The sequence below is a fragment of the Acidovorax sp. GW823-FHT05D11 genome (genome assembly GCF_058795695.1).
In genome coordinates, this window is the sequence record NZ_CM179502.1 from 2,470,743 (window position 1) to 2,486,975 (window position 16,233).

Annotated in this window: 15 protein-coding genes; 8 read left to right on the top strand and 7 right to left on the bottom strand. The window is 67.2% G+C overall.

The features are described from left to right. Positions 1-16: 16 nt before the first annotated feature. Complete coding sequence (locus AC3RCE_RS11570; protein ID WP_492246202.1) at positions 17-895, bottom strand: LysR family transcriptional regulator; 879 nt, start codon at positions 893-895, stop codon at positions 17-19. 75 nt (positions 896-970) lie between these two features. On the opposite strand from AC3RCE_RS11570, the gene AC3RCE_RS11575 reads away from it, so the two are divergent. Continuing rightward, positions 971-1,630, top strand: coding sequence for a GNAT family N-acetyltransferase (locus AC3RCE_RS11575; RefSeq protein WP_492246203.1), 660 nt, complete (start codon positions 971-973; stop codon positions 1,628-1,630). Between the two features lie 166 nt (positions 1,631-1,796). Here the strand turns inward: AC3RCE_RS11575 and AC3RCE_RS11580 are convergent, their stop codons facing one another. The 3 genes from AC3RCE_RS11580 to AC3RCE_RS11590 form a co-directional block, all read right to left on the bottom strand. Continuing rightward, a complete protein-coding gene (locus tag AC3RCE_RS11580; protein ID WP_218297505.1) occupies positions 1,797-2,555 on the bottom strand; it encodes a 3-hydroxyacyl-CoA dehydrogenase in 759 nt (252 codons plus the stop codon). Positions 2,556-2,687: 132 nt separating this feature from the next. Continuing rightward, positions 2,688-3,740, bottom strand: coding sequence for an extracellular solute-binding protein (locus tag AC3RCE_RS11585; protein ID WP_218297504.1), 1,053 nt, complete (start codon positions 3,738-3,740; stop codon positions 2,688-2,690). Between the two features lie 317 nt (positions 3,741-4,057). Further along, on the bottom strand, positions 4,058-4,606 hold the full coding sequence (locus tag AC3RCE_RS11590; RefSeq protein ID WP_094290910.1) for a phasin family protein: 549 nt from the start codon (positions 4,604-4,606) through the stop codon (positions 4,058-4,060). Between the two features lie 199 nt (positions 4,607-4,805). On the opposite strand from AC3RCE_RS11590, the gene AC3RCE_RS11595 reads away from it, so the two are divergent. The 7 genes from AC3RCE_RS11595 (at position 4,806) to AC3RCE_RS11625 (ending at position 13,337) form a co-directional block, all read left to right on the top strand. Then, on the top strand, positions 4,806-5,750 hold the full coding sequence (locus AC3RCE_RS11595; protein WP_218338759.1) for a histone deacetylase family protein: 945 nt from the start codon (positions 4,806-4,808) through the stop codon (positions 5,748-5,750). Further along, on the top strand, positions 5,747-6,232 hold the full coding sequence (locus AC3RCE_RS11600; protein ID WP_369642359.1) for an acyl-CoA thioesterase: 486 nt from the start codon (positions 5,747-5,749) through the stop codon (positions 6,230-6,232). The genes AC3RCE_RS11595 and AC3RCE_RS11600 overlap by 4 nt, the downstream gene beginning before the upstream one ends. A gap of 192 nt (positions 6,233-6,424) precedes the next feature. Then, positions 6,425-7,645 (top strand): nicotinate phosphoribosyltransferase, encoded by a 1,221-nt coding sequence (gene pncB / locus AC3RCE_RS11605; RefSeq protein ID WP_218297501.1) that lies wholly within the window; start codon positions 6,425-6,427, stop codon positions 7,643-7,645. A 17-nt stretch (positions 7,646-7,662) separates the two neighbouring features. Continuing rightward, positions 7,663-9,075 carry a sodium:proton antiporter gene (locus AC3RCE_RS11610; protein ID WP_369643898.1) on the top strand — a complete coding sequence of 471 codons (1,413 nt, stop codon included), beginning with the start codon at positions 7,663-7,665 and terminating at the stop codon, positions 9,073-9,075. 172 nt (positions 9,076-9,247) lie between these two features. Beyond that, entirely contained in the window at positions 9,248-10,243 is a 996-nt protein-coding gene (locus tag AC3RCE_RS11615) for a 2-hydroxyacid dehydrogenase (protein WP_492255227.1), read from the top strand. A gap of 80 nt (positions 10,244-10,323) precedes the next feature. After that, positions 10,324-12,150: a DNA recombination protein RmuC gene (locus AC3RCE_RS11620; RefSeq protein WP_218297498.1), complete on the top strand. Its 1,827-nt coding sequence runs from the start codon at positions 10,324-10,326 to the stop codon at positions 12,148-12,150. Further along, positions 12,147-13,337, top strand: a complete 1,191-nt coding sequence (locus tag AC3RCE_RS11625; RefSeq protein ID WP_218297497.1) for an MFS transporter — start codon at positions 12,147-12,149, stop codon at positions 13,335-13,337. Before AC3RCE_RS11620 ends, AC3RCE_RS11625 begins: the two co-directional genes overlap by 4 nt. 74 nt (positions 13,338-13,411) lie before the next feature. Here AC3RCE_RS11625 and AC3RCE_RS11630 read toward each other — a convergent pair whose 3' ends face one another. The 3 genes from AC3RCE_RS11630 to AC3RCE_RS11640 form a co-directional block, all read right to left on the bottom strand. Continuing rightward, positions 13,412-14,275 (bottom strand): LOG family protein, encoded by an 864-nt coding sequence (locus AC3RCE_RS11630; protein ID WP_218297496.1) that lies wholly within the window; start codon positions 14,273-14,275, stop codon positions 13,412-13,414. A 101-nt stretch (positions 14,276-14,376) separates the two neighbouring features. Then, the gene (gene crcB / locus AC3RCE_RS11635; protein ID WP_218297495.1) at positions 14,377-14,763 is read right to left on the bottom strand and encodes a fluoride efflux transporter CrcB; all 387 of its coding nucleotides are present in this window, start codon (positions 14,761-14,763) and stop codon (positions 14,377-14,379) included. A 134-nt stretch (positions 14,764-14,897) separates the two neighbouring features. Then, positions 14,898-16,208 (bottom strand): TRAP transporter large permease, encoded by a 1,311-nt coding sequence (locus AC3RCE_RS11640; protein ID WP_218297494.1) that lies wholly within the window; start codon positions 16,206-16,208, stop codon positions 14,898-14,900. Positions 16,209-16,233: the final 25 nt, after the last annotated feature.

Consider the following 16,233-nt stretch of genomic DNA (forward strand, 5'->3'; position numbering starts at 1 on the left):
GGCTCCTGCTCTTCCCTCATCCCAGTGACTGCAGGGCCGCCATTGTTTCGCGCAGGCCCCGGTGCAGGCGCTTGTCCCGGCGCATGACGACGGCCAATGTGCGGCGCAGGGGTGGCGACAGTGGCCGTACTTCGAGGTTGCCCTGGTGCCCGTCCCGTACGGCCATGCCCGGCAGCACGGCGCAGCCCAGGCCGGCCGCGACCAGCTCCTTGATCGCCTCCACGCTGCCCAGCGACATGGCCGGCTGCAGTGCCACCCCCGCCCGCGCGAACCAGGCATCGGCGATCCGGCGGGTGTGGCCGCCGGGCTCGTACAGCAGCACGGGATGCCGCGCCAGTTCCTTGGCGCCAATCCGCGCCGGCAGCGCGGTGCCTCGCGGGGCGATCGCGACGAACGGGTCGTCCAGCAGGGGTGACACCTCCAGCATGCGCCCGCTGGCGGGCAGCGTGACCAGTCCCAGGTCCAGCGTGTTGTCCTCCACCGCCTGGACAATGTCGGCCGTGTTGCCGGTGCGCACGGTGATGTCGAGGCCGGGAAAGCACTGCCGCAGCGACCGCAGCACCGGTGGCAGCAGGTAGATGCAGGCCGTCGCGCCGGTGCCCAGGCGTACGCGACCGGTGGCACCGTCGGCATGGCGGGAGACGGCCTCCAGGGCCTCGGCCACCACCGCATCGATGCGGCCCACATGGGCCAGCAACTCGGCACCCGCCGCCGTGGGGCGCAGCACCCGGCCGACGCGCTCGATCAAAGGCGTGCCCAGGCGCTTTTCGAGCTGGCGCACCTGCAGGCTCACGGCCGGTTGGGTGAGATCCAGGCGCTGCGCCGCGGCAGAGAAGCTGCCGAGTTCAAGGGCCGTGGCAAAGCCGTGAAGCTGGTCGAGATTGATGCGTTCCATGGCAAAGAATTTCTCATACTTTGCATAATTTGAGAAAGCTTCTTTTATGCCTGAAAGCTGGCCACACTGTCGTTCATGCACACCTCGACGACCATTCCCCTGCCCATCTTGAAATCCACCCCGCCAGCGCCACCGAACCGGACTCGCGCAGCAGCCGCCGCCGGGCGCTCCGCACCCGTGGTGCGCGGCGCCAGCGAGAACGACCTGCCCGCCATCCAGGCGCTGTACGCCCACCACGTGCTGCACGGGCTGGCTTCTTTCGAGGAAATACCTCCGACGGTTGATGAACTGCGCGCACGGCGCGCTGCCGTGGTGGCTGCCGGCCTGCCCTATCTGGTGGCGGAACTGGACGGCATGGTGGCCGGGTTTGCCTACGCCGCGCCGTACCGGGCCCGGGTGGCCTACCGCCACACGGTGGAGGACTCGGTGTACGTGGCGCCCGATCTTTCAGGGAGAGGCCTCGGGGCTGCGCTGCTGGGCGAACTCATCCGGCATTGCGAGGCGGGGCCGTGGCGCCAGATGCTCGCGGTGGTGGGGCAGGGCGATGACAACGCCGGCTCGATGGCATTGCATGCCCGCATGGGGTTCGAGCGCATTGGTGCACTGCGCTCCGTGGGCTTCAAGAAAGGCCGCTGGCTGGACACCGTTTTGATGCAGCGGCCGCTGGGTGCAGGGGATTCGGTGCTGCCCGCCGCGCAGCCGCCGCGCCCGGCGCCGCAGCGGCACGCGGCCTAGGCTGGCGGACGCACCGCCGCGCCCCATGGCGCCTGGGGGAAGCGCCCGGCCTCCGCCCTGGTTCTTCCATGAAAAAGCCCCGGACAAGTCCAGGGCTCAGGAGTCATGGGGGAAAATGGTCCCAGCGCTTTCGCAACAAGCGCTGGATGCTATAAATTGAATAGCATCAGCGGGGTGCGAGCCGGATCGCGCCGTCCAGGCGGATCACTTCGCCGTTGAGCATGTCGTTCTCGAAAATGTGCTGCACGAGCTTGGCATAGTCCTGCGGCGTTCCCAGGCGGCTGGGGAAGGGCACTCCGGCCGCGAGCGCATCCTGCACCTCCTGGGGCATGCCAAAGAGCATGGGCGTGCCGAAGATGCCGGGCGCAATCGTCATGTTGCGGATGCCGTTGCGGGCCAGGTCGCGCGCGATGGGCAGGGTCATGCCAACCACGCCGCCCTTGGAGGCCGAATAGGCCGCCTGGCCGATCTGGCCGTCGTAGGCGGCCACGCTGGCGGTGGAGATCAGCGCGCCGCGCTCGCCCGTGGGCTCGGGGTCGTTCTTGCACATCGCCTCGGCGGCCAGGCGGATCATGTTGAAGCTGCCGATGAGGTTCACGGTGACGGTCTTGCTGAAGACGGCCAGCGCGTGCGCACCGTTCTTGCCGACCGTCTTTTCCGCGGGTGCGATGCCCGCGCAGTTCACCAGGCCCATCAGCTTGCCCATCGAAACGGCCTTCGCCACCACGGCCTGGCCGTCGGCCTCGCTGCTCACATCGCACTTCACGAAGGCACCGCCAATGTCCTTGGCCACGGCCTCGCCTTTTTCCGCCTGCATGTCGGCAATGACCACCTTGCCGCCCTGGGCGGCCAGCATGCGCGCCGTGCCTTCGCCCAGGCCGGACGCGCCGCCGGTCACGATGAAAACCTTGCCTTTGATGTCCATGTTCTGTCTCCAGTGAGTGACGTTAACGTAAACGTCAATTATGGCGCATCCGCCTGGTTTCCGACAGGCGAAAAAAAGCCCGGCGAGGCCGGGCCTGGCGCAAACCCCGCGCCGCGGGGCCGCACGGGCGGGTTACTGGAAGCCCACGCGGTCCAGCATCTGCTGCACCTTGGTCGTGTTAGCGCCCACCGCGCTGATCGGAATGGTCTCGCTCTTGAAGGGCGCACCGCCGGTCATGGCCTTGAGCGCGGGGTTGTCGATGCTGACGCCCTTGGCGGCGGGCCATTCGTTGTTGCCGTTGGCAAAGTAGTTCTGCGCTTCAGGGCTGACCAGGTACTCGAGGAACTTGATGGCGTTGGCCTGGTTCTTGGAGTGCTTGGCCACCGCGCCGCCGGCAATGTTCAGGTGCGTGCCCCAGGAATCCTGGTTGGGGAACACCACGCCGACCTTGTTGACCACGGCCACGTCCTCGGGCTTGGTCGAGCGCATCATGCGCGCGAGGTAGTAGCTGTTGGTGACGGCGATATCGCATTCGCCCGCGGCCACGGCCTTGATCTGGTCGGTGTCCCCGCCCTTGGGAGGGCGCGCCAGGTTGGCCACCATGCCCTTGAGCCAGGCCTCCGCCTTCTGTTCGCCCAGATGCTCGGTCACGGCGCCGAAGAGGCTCAGGTTGTAGGGATGCGAGCCGGAGCGGATGCACAGCTTGCCCTTGTTCTTGGGGTCGCCGAGCTCCTCATAGGTGTCGACGTCCGACTTTTGCACCTTGATCTTGCTGTAGACGATCACGCGTGCGCGCGTGGACAGCCCGAACCAGGAAATGCCCCCGTCTGCCGCTGGCGCGCTGCGCAGATTGGCGGGAATGGCGTCGCTGAGCACCTTGGACTGGATGGGCTGGAACAGGCCGTCGACTTCCCCCTTGTAGAGGCGGGCGGCATCCACCAGCAGGATCACGTCCGCCGGAGATGCCGTGCCTTCGGCCTTCAGGCGTGCCAGGATGCCGGCGTCGTCCGCATCCACGCGGTTGATCTTGATGCCCGTGGCCTTGGTGAATCCGCTGTACAGCGCTTCGTCGGTGGAGTAGTGGCGGGCCGAGTAGAGATTCACCACCTGGTCCTGGGCGGAAACGGCGCCGGCGGCAACGGCCAGCGTGCACGCGCTCAACAAGGCTTTCACAGTCTTCGACATGGATGCGTCTTTCAAGGTTGTAACTCTGGCGATGATAAAACAAACGCGAATTATTCTTAATAAATGTCTGGGGCGCGCCAAGGAATTCAGAGGGAATTCCTGACGCAGCGCAAGAGCCGGAAGGGTGTTGCCAGGACACGGGCAAAAAAAAGCCCGGTCATGAACCGGGCTTTAAAAGGATCCCTGAAACGGGGGTTTCGAGAGGATCCAAGGAGACAACTGGTGCGCTGTGGAGGGCTTCCGCAGCGCGTGGTTGAATTATCAGGGTATTCCCTGAACGCGGCCTAGAGGTTGCACTCCAGACCGCAGATGGCTAATCAGCGCTTGCGGGGTGCAGCGGTCTTGGCGGCGTTGGCAGCGGTGCTGGCCACGGCGTTGAAGTTGGCTTCGGCCACGTCGGACGCTTGCTTGACGGCCTTCTGCACCGATTCAAAAGCGTTGTTGGCGGCAGAGACGGCGCTCTTCATCACGGCCACGGCGGTTTCGGAACCGGCGGGAGCGTTCTTGGCGGCGCTGTCCACCAGGTTGGTGAATGCCTTTTGCGCGTCGGTGGCCTGGCTCTCGAAAGCCTTGCCGAATTCAGCGCCGGTGCCCGAAGCGATGTCGTACAGGTGGCGGCTGTAGGCGGCAGTCTTCTCAGCCAGTGGCTGGAACAGGCCGGCTTGCAGGGCCAGCAGCTCTTGCGCGTCCTTCACGCCCAGGACGGCCTGGGTGTGGTTGGCGGCTTCCGACAGGGCAGCGCGCGAAGCGGTCACGTTCAGTTCGACCAGCTTTTCCACGCCTTCGAAGGCCTTGGTGGTCAGACCGAACAGGGTTTCGATGTTGGCTTTGTGCGAGGCCAGGATTTGTTCAGCGGTCAGCGTCATGTCATATCTCCTAAAAAATGGGGCCCGGGGGCCAAGGTGGTTCGCGGACATCTGCGCTGGCCCTGACCTGGTGAGTCATGTTGCAGTGCAGCATGGGATGAATTTTAGGCACTTGGCGTGGTATTGCAAGGGGTTTTTGTTGCGCTGCAGCAAATTAGGGACGGCGCCCCAGAAATCCGCCGCTTGCCACAATCGCGTCATGCATGCCTATTACGCAGACCATTTCGTGCTGCCGCTTCCCGAGGGCCACCGGTTCCCGATGGCCAAGTACCGGCTGCTGCGCGACCGCATCACGCAGCACCTGCCCGGCGTGTCGCTGCAGGTGGCCATGCCCGCGTCGGACAGCGAACTCGCGCTGGCCCACACGCCGGAGTACGTCGATGCGATTGCCGACGGCACGCTGGCACCTCCCGCCCAGCGCGAGATCGGCTTCCCCTGGAGCGAGGCCATGGCCGAGCGCGCACGGCGGTCCGTGGGCGCGACGGTGGCCGCCGCCCGCGTGGCGCTGCGCGAGGGCATTGCGGGCAACCTCGCAGGGGGCACGCACCATGCGTATGCGGACAAGGGCAGCGGCTTTTGCGTGTTCAATGACGTGGCGGTGGCCGCGCGGCTCATGCAGGTGGAATGGGCGCGCACGGAGGGCGCGGGGCGTGTGGCCCGCCCGCTGCGGGTGGCGGTGATCGACCTCGACGTGCACCAGGGCAACGGCACGGCGCACATCTTCCGGGGCGACCACAGCGTGTTCACGCTGTCACTGCACGGGGCGCGCAATTTTCCGTTCCGCAAGGAGCCCGGCGACCTGGATGTCGAGCTGCCCGACGGCTGCGCCGACCCCGACTACCTGCAAGCCCTGGAGCAGGCGCTCGAGACCCTGGAGCAGCGGTTCGCGCCCCAGCTCGTTTTCTATCTGGCCGGTGCCGATCCGCACGAAGGAGACCGCCTGGGGCGGCTGGCCGTGACCCACGATGGCCTGGAGGCGCGCGACCGGCGCGTGTTCGACTGGGCGTGGCAGCGCCGCATCCCCCTGGCTTTCGCGATGGCGGGGGGCTATGGCCGCAATCTGGAAGACACGGTACTGGCGCAGCTGAACACCTGGCGCGTGGCCTGGCACTACCACCAGCGCTGGCAGAATGTGCGGCCATGACTTCTGCCGCCAGCACCACCCCTGCCGCTGCGTCCGCGCCGGCCGCCCGCCCGTCCCCGCAGCCGCGCAGCGCCTACCGGGCCTTTCGCCCCATCACCACGCGCTGGGCGGACAACGATGTGTACGGCCATGTGAACAACGTCGTGTACTACAGCTGGTTCGACACGGCGGTGAATGCCCACCTGATCGACCAAGGCGTGCTCGATATCCATGCGGGCGAGACCATAGGCCTGGTCATTGAAACCCAGTGCAACTACTTCGCGCCACTGGCCTTCCCGCAGACGATCGAGGCCGGCATCCGGGTGGCACGGCTGGGCGGCTCCAGCGTGCGGTATGAGGTGGGCCTGTTTGCCCAGGGCGAGCCGCTGACCGCTGCGGCCGGCCATTTCATCCATGTGTATGTGGACCGCGAGACCCGCCGGCCCGTGCCGGTGCCAGAGGCCCTGCGCAAGGTCCTGCAAGAGCTGGTGGTGGCCGGCTGAGCACCGGCGGGCCTGCTATTGATCCGTTAGCTTCTCGCGCTTCTCCCAAGGGCGCGAAGGGCCTTTTTCCCCAGCGCATGGCGTCGCATGCCCGTGGCGCGGGGGCAGAGTCCCTGCACGGTGCGGGATGCCCCGATGGCCTACACTTTGAGGCTTTGCTGACCAGCCCGCGGTCTGAGGCCTGCCCTGTCCATGATCATCACCAGCCTGCTCGACACCGACCTGTACAAGTTCACCATGATGCAGGTGGTGCTGCACCAGTTTCCGGGGGCTCAGGTCGAATACCGCTTCAAGTGCCGCAACCCTGGCGTGCAGCTGGCGCCGTTCGTCAATGAGATCCGCGACGAGATCCGCTCGCTGTGTTGCCTGCAGTTCCAGGATGCCGAACTGGCCTACCTGCGTTCCATGCGCTTCATCAAGAGCGACTTCGTGGACTTCCTGGGCCTCTTCAAGCTCAACGAGAAGTACATCACCGTTACGCCACAGCACAACGGCGAGATCGACATTTCCATTCGCGGGCCCTGGCTGCACACCATCCTCTTCGAGATCCCGGTGCTGGCCATCGTCAACGAGGTTTACTTTCGCAACACGCAAAAGGTGCCCGACTTCCTGGAAGGCCGCAAGCGCCTGGATGCCAAGATCGCGCTGCTGCAGGGCGAGGGCCTGTCGGACCTCAAGATCGCCGACTACGGCACGCGCCGGCGGTTTTCCCGCGCCTGGCACGAAGAGGTGCTGCGGGTGCTGGTGGCCCGCCTGGGCACGGGCGACCGCCGCCCCGGCGCACCCGCGGGCCCCGGCCAGTTCGCGGGCACCAGCAACGTGCTGTATGCCATGAAGCTGGGCGTGACGCCGCTGGGAACCATGGCGCACGAATACCTGCAGGCCTGCCAGGCCCTGGGGCCGCGCCTGCGCGACAGCCAGGTGTTCGGCTTCGAGATGTGGGCCAAGGAATACCGCGGCGACCTGGGCATCGCGCTGTCCGACGTGTACGGCATGAGTGCCTTCCTGCGTGATTTCGACCTGTACTTCTGCAAGCTCTTTGACGGCGCGCGGCATGACAGCGGCGACCCGTTCGCCTGGGGCGAGCGCCTCCTGGACCACTACCGCAAGAACCGGGTGGACCCCCTGACCAAGACGCTGATCTTCAGCGATGCGCTCACCATCCCGCGCACCATTGAGCTGTACCAGCAGTTCCGGGGGCGCTGCCAGCTGGCGTTCGGCATCGGCACCAACCTGACCAACGACCTGGGCAGCCCGCCCGCACACGAGCCTTTGCAGGTGGTCATCAAGATGACGCGCTGCAACGACCAGCCGGTGGCCAAGCTGTCCGACACGCCGGGCAAGGGCATGTGCGACGACGAGAAATACCTGGCCTACCTGCGCCAGGTGTTCGACATCCCCGCGGTGGCATGATGGCCCGCGCCACCCGGATGCCGGCGCCCCGCGCGCTGGGCCTCTTGATCACCCTGCTCGTGTTGCCGGGTCTGGCCGTGGCCGCGGATGTGGACGGCAGCACCCTGTCGGTGCTGTGGGGCGTGCCCTTCGCGGGCATCCTGCTGTCGATCGCGCTCATGCCGCTGCTGGCACCCATTTTCTGGCACCACCATTTCGGCAAGGTCGCGGCCGCGTGGGGCCTGGCGTTTCTGCTGCCGTTCGCCATCGCCTTCGGCCCTGGCGTGGCCGGGGCCAGCCTGGTGCATGCGCTGCTGGCCGAGTACATCCCGTTCGTGGTGCTGCTCACGGCGCTGTTCACCGTGGCGGGGGGCATCTACATCCGCGGCAACCTGCATGGCAGCCCGGGGCTCAACACCGCCCTGCTTGCGATCGGGGCGCTGCTGGCCAGCTTCATGGGCACGACGGGGGCCTCGATGCTGCTGATCCGTCCGCTGATCCGCGCCAACGACAACCGCCGGCACGTGGCGCACGTGGTGGTGTTCTTCATCTTCATCGTGTCCAACGCGGGGGGCTCGCTCACCCCGCTGGGCGATCCGCCACTGTTCCTCGGTTTTCTCAAGGGCGTCGATTTCTTCTGGACGGTGGGCCACATCTTTCCGGAAACATTGTTCCTGGTCGGTGCGCTGCTGGCGATCTTCTTCCTGCTGGACACCTGGTACTGCCGGCACCGCGAGGAGGTGCTGCCCGCCGACCCGACGCCCGACAGCCGCTCCATCGGCTTCGACGGGAAGATCAACTTCGCCTTGCTGGGCGCGGTGGTCGCGCTGGTGCTGCTCAGCGGCTTCTGGAAGTCGAGCGTGGCGTTCGACGTCGCGGGCACCCTGGTGGGGCTTCCGGGCATCGTGCGCGATGCGGGGCTTGTGCTGGTGACGCTCGCATCGCTGTGGCTCACCCCCCGGCAGGTGCATGCCGACAACCAGTTCGGCTGGGCGCCGATGCAGGAGGTGGCCAAGCTGTTCGCGGGCATCTTCCTCACGATCATTCCGGTCATCGCGATGCTCAAGGCGGGGAACCAGGGGCCGTTCGGCGCCATCATCTCGGCGGTGACCCGGCCGGACGGCGCGCCCGACCCGGCCATGTATTTCTGGGCCACCGGCCTGCTGAGTTCGTTCCTCGACAATGCGCCCACCTACCTCGTGTTCTTCAACACGGCGGGTGGCGACGCGGCGGTGCTGATGACCACGCTGGCACCCACCCTGGCCGCCATTTCCGCGGGGGCCGTGTTCATGGGCGCCAACACCTACATCGGCAATGCCCCCAACCTCATGGTCAAGGCCATCGCGGAAGACCGGGGCGTGAAGATGCCCAGCTTCTTCGGCTACATGCTGTGGTCGGGCGGCATTCTGGTGCCGCTGTTCATTGTCATGACCTTCATCTGGTTCCGGTAGTGACCATCCCCCTGAGCGGCTGCGCCGCTTCCCCCTTCTCTCATCGCTGCGCGATGGGAAGGGGGATGCCACCAGAGTGCAGCGGGGCGGCCCTTGCACGGTGGCCGCTGGTGCGGGCCGCGCCAGTTGCAAGGCACGGCAACCGTATCGATACATTGGAGACTAAAGATTCATGAGCAAACCCCGCATCCTGGTCGCCCGCGCCATCTTCCCCGACATCGTGGAGCGCCTGCGCGCGCACTTCGAGGTCGAGGCCAACCCGGACGACGTGATCTGGACCCCGGCCGAGCTGGCCGCGCGCCTGGCCGACAAGGATGGCGTGCTGACCACCGGCAGCCAGCGCATCGACGCGGCCCTGCTGGCCGCCGCGCCGCGCCTGAGGATCGCGGCCAACATGGCCGTGGGCTACAACAACTTCGACGTGGACGCCATGACGGCGGCCGGTGTGCAGGGCACCAACACGCCCGACGTGCTGACCGAAACCACCGCCGACTTCGGCTTCGCGCTGCTGATGGCCACGGCCCGGCGCATGACCGAGAGCGAGCATTACCTGCGCGCCGGCCGGTGGACCAAGTGGAGCTACGACATGTTCGCCGGCAGCGACATCCACGGCAGCACGCTGGGCATCATCGGCATGGGGCGCATCGGGCAGGGCATCGCCCGGCGTGGCGCGCACGGCTTTGGCATGAAGGTGGTCTACCACAACCGCTCGCGCCTGCCGCCCGCGCTGGAGGCCGAATGCAAGGCCAGCTACCTGGGCAAGGAAGAGCTGCTGCGCACCGCGGACCATGTGGTGCTGGTGGTGCCTTACACGCCTGCCTCGCACCACACCATCGGCGCCGCCGAGCTGTCGCTCATGAAGCCCACGGCCACGCTCATCAACATTGCGCGCGGCGGCATCGTGGACGATGCCGCGCTGGCCGTGGCGCTGCGGGAAGGCCGCATCGCGGCAGCGGGCCTCGATGTGTTCGAGGGCGAGCCCGGCGTGCACCCCGATCTGCTCACCGTGCCCAACGTGGTGCTCACGCCCCACATTGCCAGCGCCACCGTGCCCACGCGCCGTGCCATGGCCAACCTGGCGGCCGACAACCTGATCGCCTTCCTGGGGGGGCGTGGGCCGCTCACGCCGGTGAACCAGCCGGTGCCCGGCCCGCGTGGCCGGCAGTGACATCGAGAATTTAAGCAAAAAGGGCCGCTGGCGCTTTATTCATATGCGCAAGCAGCTATCAAAAACATAGTATTCCTGCCTTGACTACCGACACCCTCATCCTGCTGGCCGCGCTGGCTCTCGTGCTGGTTTTGCTGGTGCTGCTCATGCTGCGCCGCCCCCGCGTCGATCTGCCGCCCGAGTGGCTGGCCCGCCTGCAGGCGCTGGAACACACCGCCCAGGCCACGCAGATTGCCGTGGCCAAGAACGATGGCGCGCTGGACGGCATGGGCCAGCAGCTGCGCGGCTTCACGCACACCACGCAGGCCACGCTGGAGACCCTGCGCCACGCGGTGGACGAGCGCCTGGCCCAGGCCGTGGCCGAGTCCCGCAACGGCCGCGCTGAACTGCTGGCAGCGTTCGGCGTGTTCGAAGGGCGGCTGGAGCAGCGCCAGGCCGCGCAGGATGCGGCCCTGGCCCAGCGTTTCGATGCCTTGCAGAATGCCGTGGCCGGGCGGCTGGAAGAAAGCAGCAAGGCCCTGCTGGCCCATCTGGCGCAGGGCCAGGCCGATGCCGCCACCGCGCGCACCGAGCTGTCGGCCACCCTGGTGGGCTTTCGCACCGAACTCACGGCCACCACGGCCGCGCTGGCGGCCGAAAGCGTCAAGTCGCGCGAGGCGATGGGCGAAAGCGCCGCGCTGTTCGAAAAGCGCATCCAGGAGCGCTTCGAGGCCCTGCAGGCGGCCACGCGCCTCACGCTCGATTCGCTCAAGGGCGACATCCAGACCCAGCTGGGCACGATGTCCAGCGCGCTCAAGGACCAGCTGGAAGCCAATGGCTTCCAGATCAGGAACCAGTTCTCGGTGCTGCAGGATGCGGTCTCGCAGCAGCTCACGGGGCTGGTGCAGGGCAGCCAGCAAAACGCGGAGCAGCTGCGCAACGCGCTCAACGAGCGGCTGGCCGCGATCCAGGCCGACAACTCCACCAAGCTCGAGGAGATGCGCCGCACGGTGGACGAAAAACTCCACGCCACGCTGGAGCAGCGCCTGGGCGAATCCTTCAAGCTGGTGAGCGACCGGCTCGAACAGGTGCACAAGGGCCTGGGCGAAATGCAGACCCTGGCGGGCAGCGTGGGGGACTTGAAGCGTGTGATGACCAACGTGAAGTCGCGCGGCACCTGGGGCGAAATGCAGCTGGGCGCCATCATCGACAACGTGCTCACGCCCGACCAGTTCGCGCGCAACGTCAAGACCGTGCCGGGCAGCGATGAGCTGGTGGAGTTCGCCATCCGCCTGCCGGGCAAGAGCGACGAGCATCCGGTGTGGCTGCCCATCGACTCCAAGTACCCCGTGGAGCAGTACCAGCGGCTCATGGACGCGCAGGACGCGGCCGACAAGGGGCTGATCGCCTCGGCCGGCAACGCGTTCGAGGCCTCGATCAAGCTCGAAGCCAAGAAGATCTTCGCCAAGTACGTCTCGCCGCCGCACACCACGGACTTCGCCGTGCTGTACCTGCCCACCGAAGGCCTGTTCGCCGAGGTGATACGCCGCCCCGGCCTGGTCGAGGCCATCCAGAACGACTGCCGCGTGATGATCACCGGCCCCGCCAACCTGGCCGCCATGCTCAACAGCCTGCAGATGGGCTTCAAGACACTGGCCATCGAGAAGCGCTCGTCCGAGGTGTGGAGCCTGCTGGGCATGGTCAAGACCGAATTCGCCAAGTTTGGCGACGTGGTGGAGGCCACCAAGAAGTCCATCGACGCGGCGGCCAAGCGTTTCGACGAGGTGGGAGTGCGCACCCGCGCCATCCAGCGCAAGCTGCGTGATGTGCAGGACCTGCCGGCGCCCCCCGGCGCCACCCTGCCGCTGCCCGTGGGCGGTGGCACGGCGGCGCTGCCCGGACTGGACGCGGAGGACGACCCGCTGTGAACCGGGCACTGGCCCGTCTGATCGCAGGGCAGGTCTGCGTGCATGCCAGCATGGCCGGCATGCGCCTGGCCGCGCCGCTGCTGGCGCTGCGCGAAGGGTACAGCGCGGCGGCGGTGGGGCTGCTGGTGGCGCTGTTCGCGCTCACCCAGGTGTTCCTTGCCCTGCCCGCGGGCCGGTACGCGGACCGCCGCGGCCTCAAGCGCCCCGTGGGCTATTCGGTGGCCGTGGCCTGCGTGGGCGCGGGGCTGGCGGTGGTGTTTCCGACCTTTCCCGTGCTGTGTGTCTCCGCGCTGATGACCGGTGCGGCGGCGGGCCTGGCCACCATAGCGGTGCAGCGCCACGCCGGCCGCGCGGTCCATGACGCCACCGAACTCAAGCAGGTGTTCAGCTGGCTGTCCATCGGCCCGGCGGTGTCCAACTTCATCGGGCCTTTTTGCGCGGGCCTGGCCATCGACCACGCGGGTGGCGCGGCGGGCAGCCTGGAGGGCTACCGCGCGGCCTTCGTGCTGCTTGCGCTGCTGCCGCTGCTCAGCTGGTTCTGTGTGCGCGGCACGCAGGAACTGCCCAGCGTCGCCGCCGCCACGGGCGGCCCGCCCCAGCGGGCGTGGGACCTGCTGAACGACCCGCCGTTTCGCCGCCTGCTGATCGTGAACTGGCTGATCTCCTCATGCTGGGACGTACACGCTTTTGCGGTGCCGCTGCTGGGGCACGAGCGTGGGCTGTCGGCCGCGGTGATCGGCACCATCTTCGGCGCGTTTGCGATCGCCGCCACGGTGATCCGCGTGCTCATGCCCTTTGTCGCCGAGCGCCTGCGCGAGCGCGGCGTGATGGCGGGGGCCATGCTGGTGACGGCGGTGCTGTTCGGGGCCTATCCGCTGCTGGACAGCGCATTCGCCATGGGGGTGTGCTCGGTGCTGCTGGGTTTTGCGCTGGGCACCGGGCAGCCCATGGTGATGAGCCTGCTGCACCAGATCACGCCATCGCACCGCCAGGGCGAGGCGCTGGGCCTGCGGCTGATGGCCATCAACGCATCGAGCGTGCTGATGCCGCTGCTGTTCGGGTCGGCCGGCGCGGTGATCGGGGTCAGCGGCCTGTTCTGGGCCGTGGGCGCGACGGGGCTGGGCGGCGCCCGGCTGGCGTGGCGCATCGGCGGGGAGAAGCCGGAGAAAGCGCACGGGCCGCAATAGCGTGGCGGGGCATGCCCCCGCACGCGGCCGCCGGCAGGTGGTGGTGCCGTACCGTGCCGCTACGCAGCGCGGATCTACAGCTGGTAGAACGACTTGATCAGGCCCCAGGCTTCCTGCGGGTCGTCGGTGTAGTGGAACAGGCCCAGATCCTGTGCCGAGATCGTGCCCTGTTCGACCAGCACCTCGAAGTTGATCAGGCGCTTCCAGTAGTCCGTGCCGAACAGCACGATGGGCACGGGCTTGGCCTTTTTCGTCTGCACCAGCGTGAGCACCTCGAACAGCTCGTCCAGCGTGCCGAAGCCGCCCGGGAAGGCCACCAGGGCCTTGGCGCGCATCATGAAATGCATCTTGCGCAGCGCGAAGTAGTGGAACTTGAAGCTCAGGGTCGGCGAGATGAAGCGGTTGCCGCTTTGCTCATGGGGCAGGGCTATGTTCAGCCCCACGTTGAGCGCGCCCACGTCATGCGCGCCGCGGTTGGCGGCCTCCATGATGCCGGGGCCGCCACCGGTGCAGATGTAGATGCGGTCGGCGGGCGGCTGCAGCTCGCTGTGTTCCGCGACGATGCGAGCGAACTGGCGGGCCAGGTCGTAGTAGCGGGCGTTGCGCACGGCCTGGTGCGCGCGCTGCAGGCGCACTTCGTCGCCGCTGGCCTCGGCTTCGGCCAGCTGGGACGCGGCCTCGTCGGGCGCGACGAAACGGGCGCTGCCGTAGACCACGATGGTGTTCTCGATGCCCTGCTCGATCTGGCCGAGGTCGGGCTTGAGCATCTCCAGCTGGAAGCGGATGCCGCGCGTTTCGCGGCGGAACAGGAATTCGGGGTCTGCAAACGCGAGCCGGTAGGCGTCGGCGTGCAGCGGATTGCCGTTGGCGGCGTGGCTTTGCAGCTCCGCCCAGGCATCGGCCAGGCGGCGTTCATTCAGTTGGGTGTTGGCATCCATGGCAGATCAGGAAAACGCGGCCGGCCGGTGCGCGAGCGCGGGTCGGCAGTGGGTTGAATGGGGGGTGGTTGGCGGCCGTTGTGCCCGATTATCACGCACGATCAGGCGCGCCCTGCTAGCAAAAGAGTAGCAGTGTGGATGCCCAGCACGGTCAGCGTGAGCGAACCGAGCAGGTGCACGGAGGTGGTGCCCAGCGCGAGCAGGTAGCGCTGCTGCTGCAGCATGCCCACGACCTCGGCCGAAAAGCTGGAGAACGTGGTGAGGCCGCCGAGAAAGCCTGTGACGAGGGCCAGCCGCCAGACCGGGTCCAGCTGGGGCAGGGCCTGGAACACGGCCACGCACACGCCTACCAGATAGCCCCCAACGAGGTTCGCGGCCAGCGTGCCCCAGGGCATGAGCGCTCCCACGGTGTTCAGCCACATGCCCAGCCGCCAGCGCGCCAGCGCGCCCAGACTGGCGCCGATGCAGATAGCCACGACTGCGAGCATGGTGCGATCACTCCCCGTAAATTGGATGCGGGCGCTATTGTGGCCCACGCCGGCCGTTCACGGCCTGCGCCCCGCGGTGGGGCCGGCCTCGCCGCAGCCTTCCGGGCGCGGCGGCGTGGACCGGCTGAGGGCGGCTACTTCTCCACGCCCATGACCAGGTCGGGAAGGATGGTCACGATCTGCGGGAAGATCGTGATGAGTGCGATGCACACCACCAGGCACAGGAAGAAAGGAATGGCGGCGCGCGCGATGGTGTTGCTGTCCTTGCCGGTCATGTTCTGCAGCACGAAGAGATTGAAACCCACGGGCGGCGTGACCTCGGCGATCTCCACCAGCAGCACGATGAAGATGCCGAACCAGATCAGGTCGAACCCGGCCTGCTGGATCATGGGCAGCACCACGGCGCTGGTGAGCACGATCATGCTGATGCCGTCGAGCGCGGTGCCCAGCACCAGGTACACGACCACCAGCACGCTGATGAGCGCGAACGGCGACAGGTGCATGGCATTGACCCATTGGGCCAGCTCGCGCGGAATGCCGGTGAAGGCCATGGTCTTGGTGAGAAAGGCGGCGCCGGCCAGGATGAACATGATCATGCAGCTGGTGCGCGTGGTGCCCATCAGGCCTTCCTTGAAGTTCTGCCAGGTGAGCGAGCGGCTCCACAGCGCCAGGCCCAGCGATCCCACCACGCCGTAGGCCGCGCACTCGGTGGCGGTGGCGTAGCCCGTGACGAGCACGGCCACGATGAACACGATGAGCACGCCCACGGGGATCAGGTTGCCCGACTTGCGGATCTTCTCGCGCAGGGAGGAGGGCGGGTCGGCGGCGGGCACCTTGTCGGGGTTGCGCAGGCTCCACCAGCCGATGTAGCCCGAGAACAGCAGCATCAGGAGGATGCCCGGCAGGAAGCCCGCCAGGAAGATGCGGATGATGGAGGCATCGGCGGCCACGGCGTACACCACCATGGTGATGGAGGGCGGGATCAGGATGCCCAGCGTGCCGGCCGTGGCCAGCGCGCCCAGCGCCAGCTTCTCGTCGTAGCCGCGCTTCATGAGCTCGGGCAGCGCCACCTTGCTGATGGTGGCGCAGGTGGCCGCCGACGAGCCCGAGACCGAGCCGAAGATGCCGCAGCCCAGGATGGTGGTGTGCATCAGCCGGCCGGGCACGCGGTTGAGCCAGGGGCGCAGCCCCTCGAACATCTCCTCGGAGAGCTTGGTGCGAAACAGGATCTCGCCCATCCAGATGAACAGCGGCAGCGCCGCCAGCTCCCAGCTCGCGTTGCTCTCCCAGAACGCCGAGAACAAATTCTTGGCCGGCTGCGTGGAGGTGAAGAACGCCTGCCCGACCCAGCCGCAGATCGCCAGGGTCATGGCGATCCACACACCGCCGGACAGCAGCACCAGCATGAGCAGCAGCAACACGCCACCCACCATCAAGATATCCATATCGAACTTTCTGGGCCGATGAGCG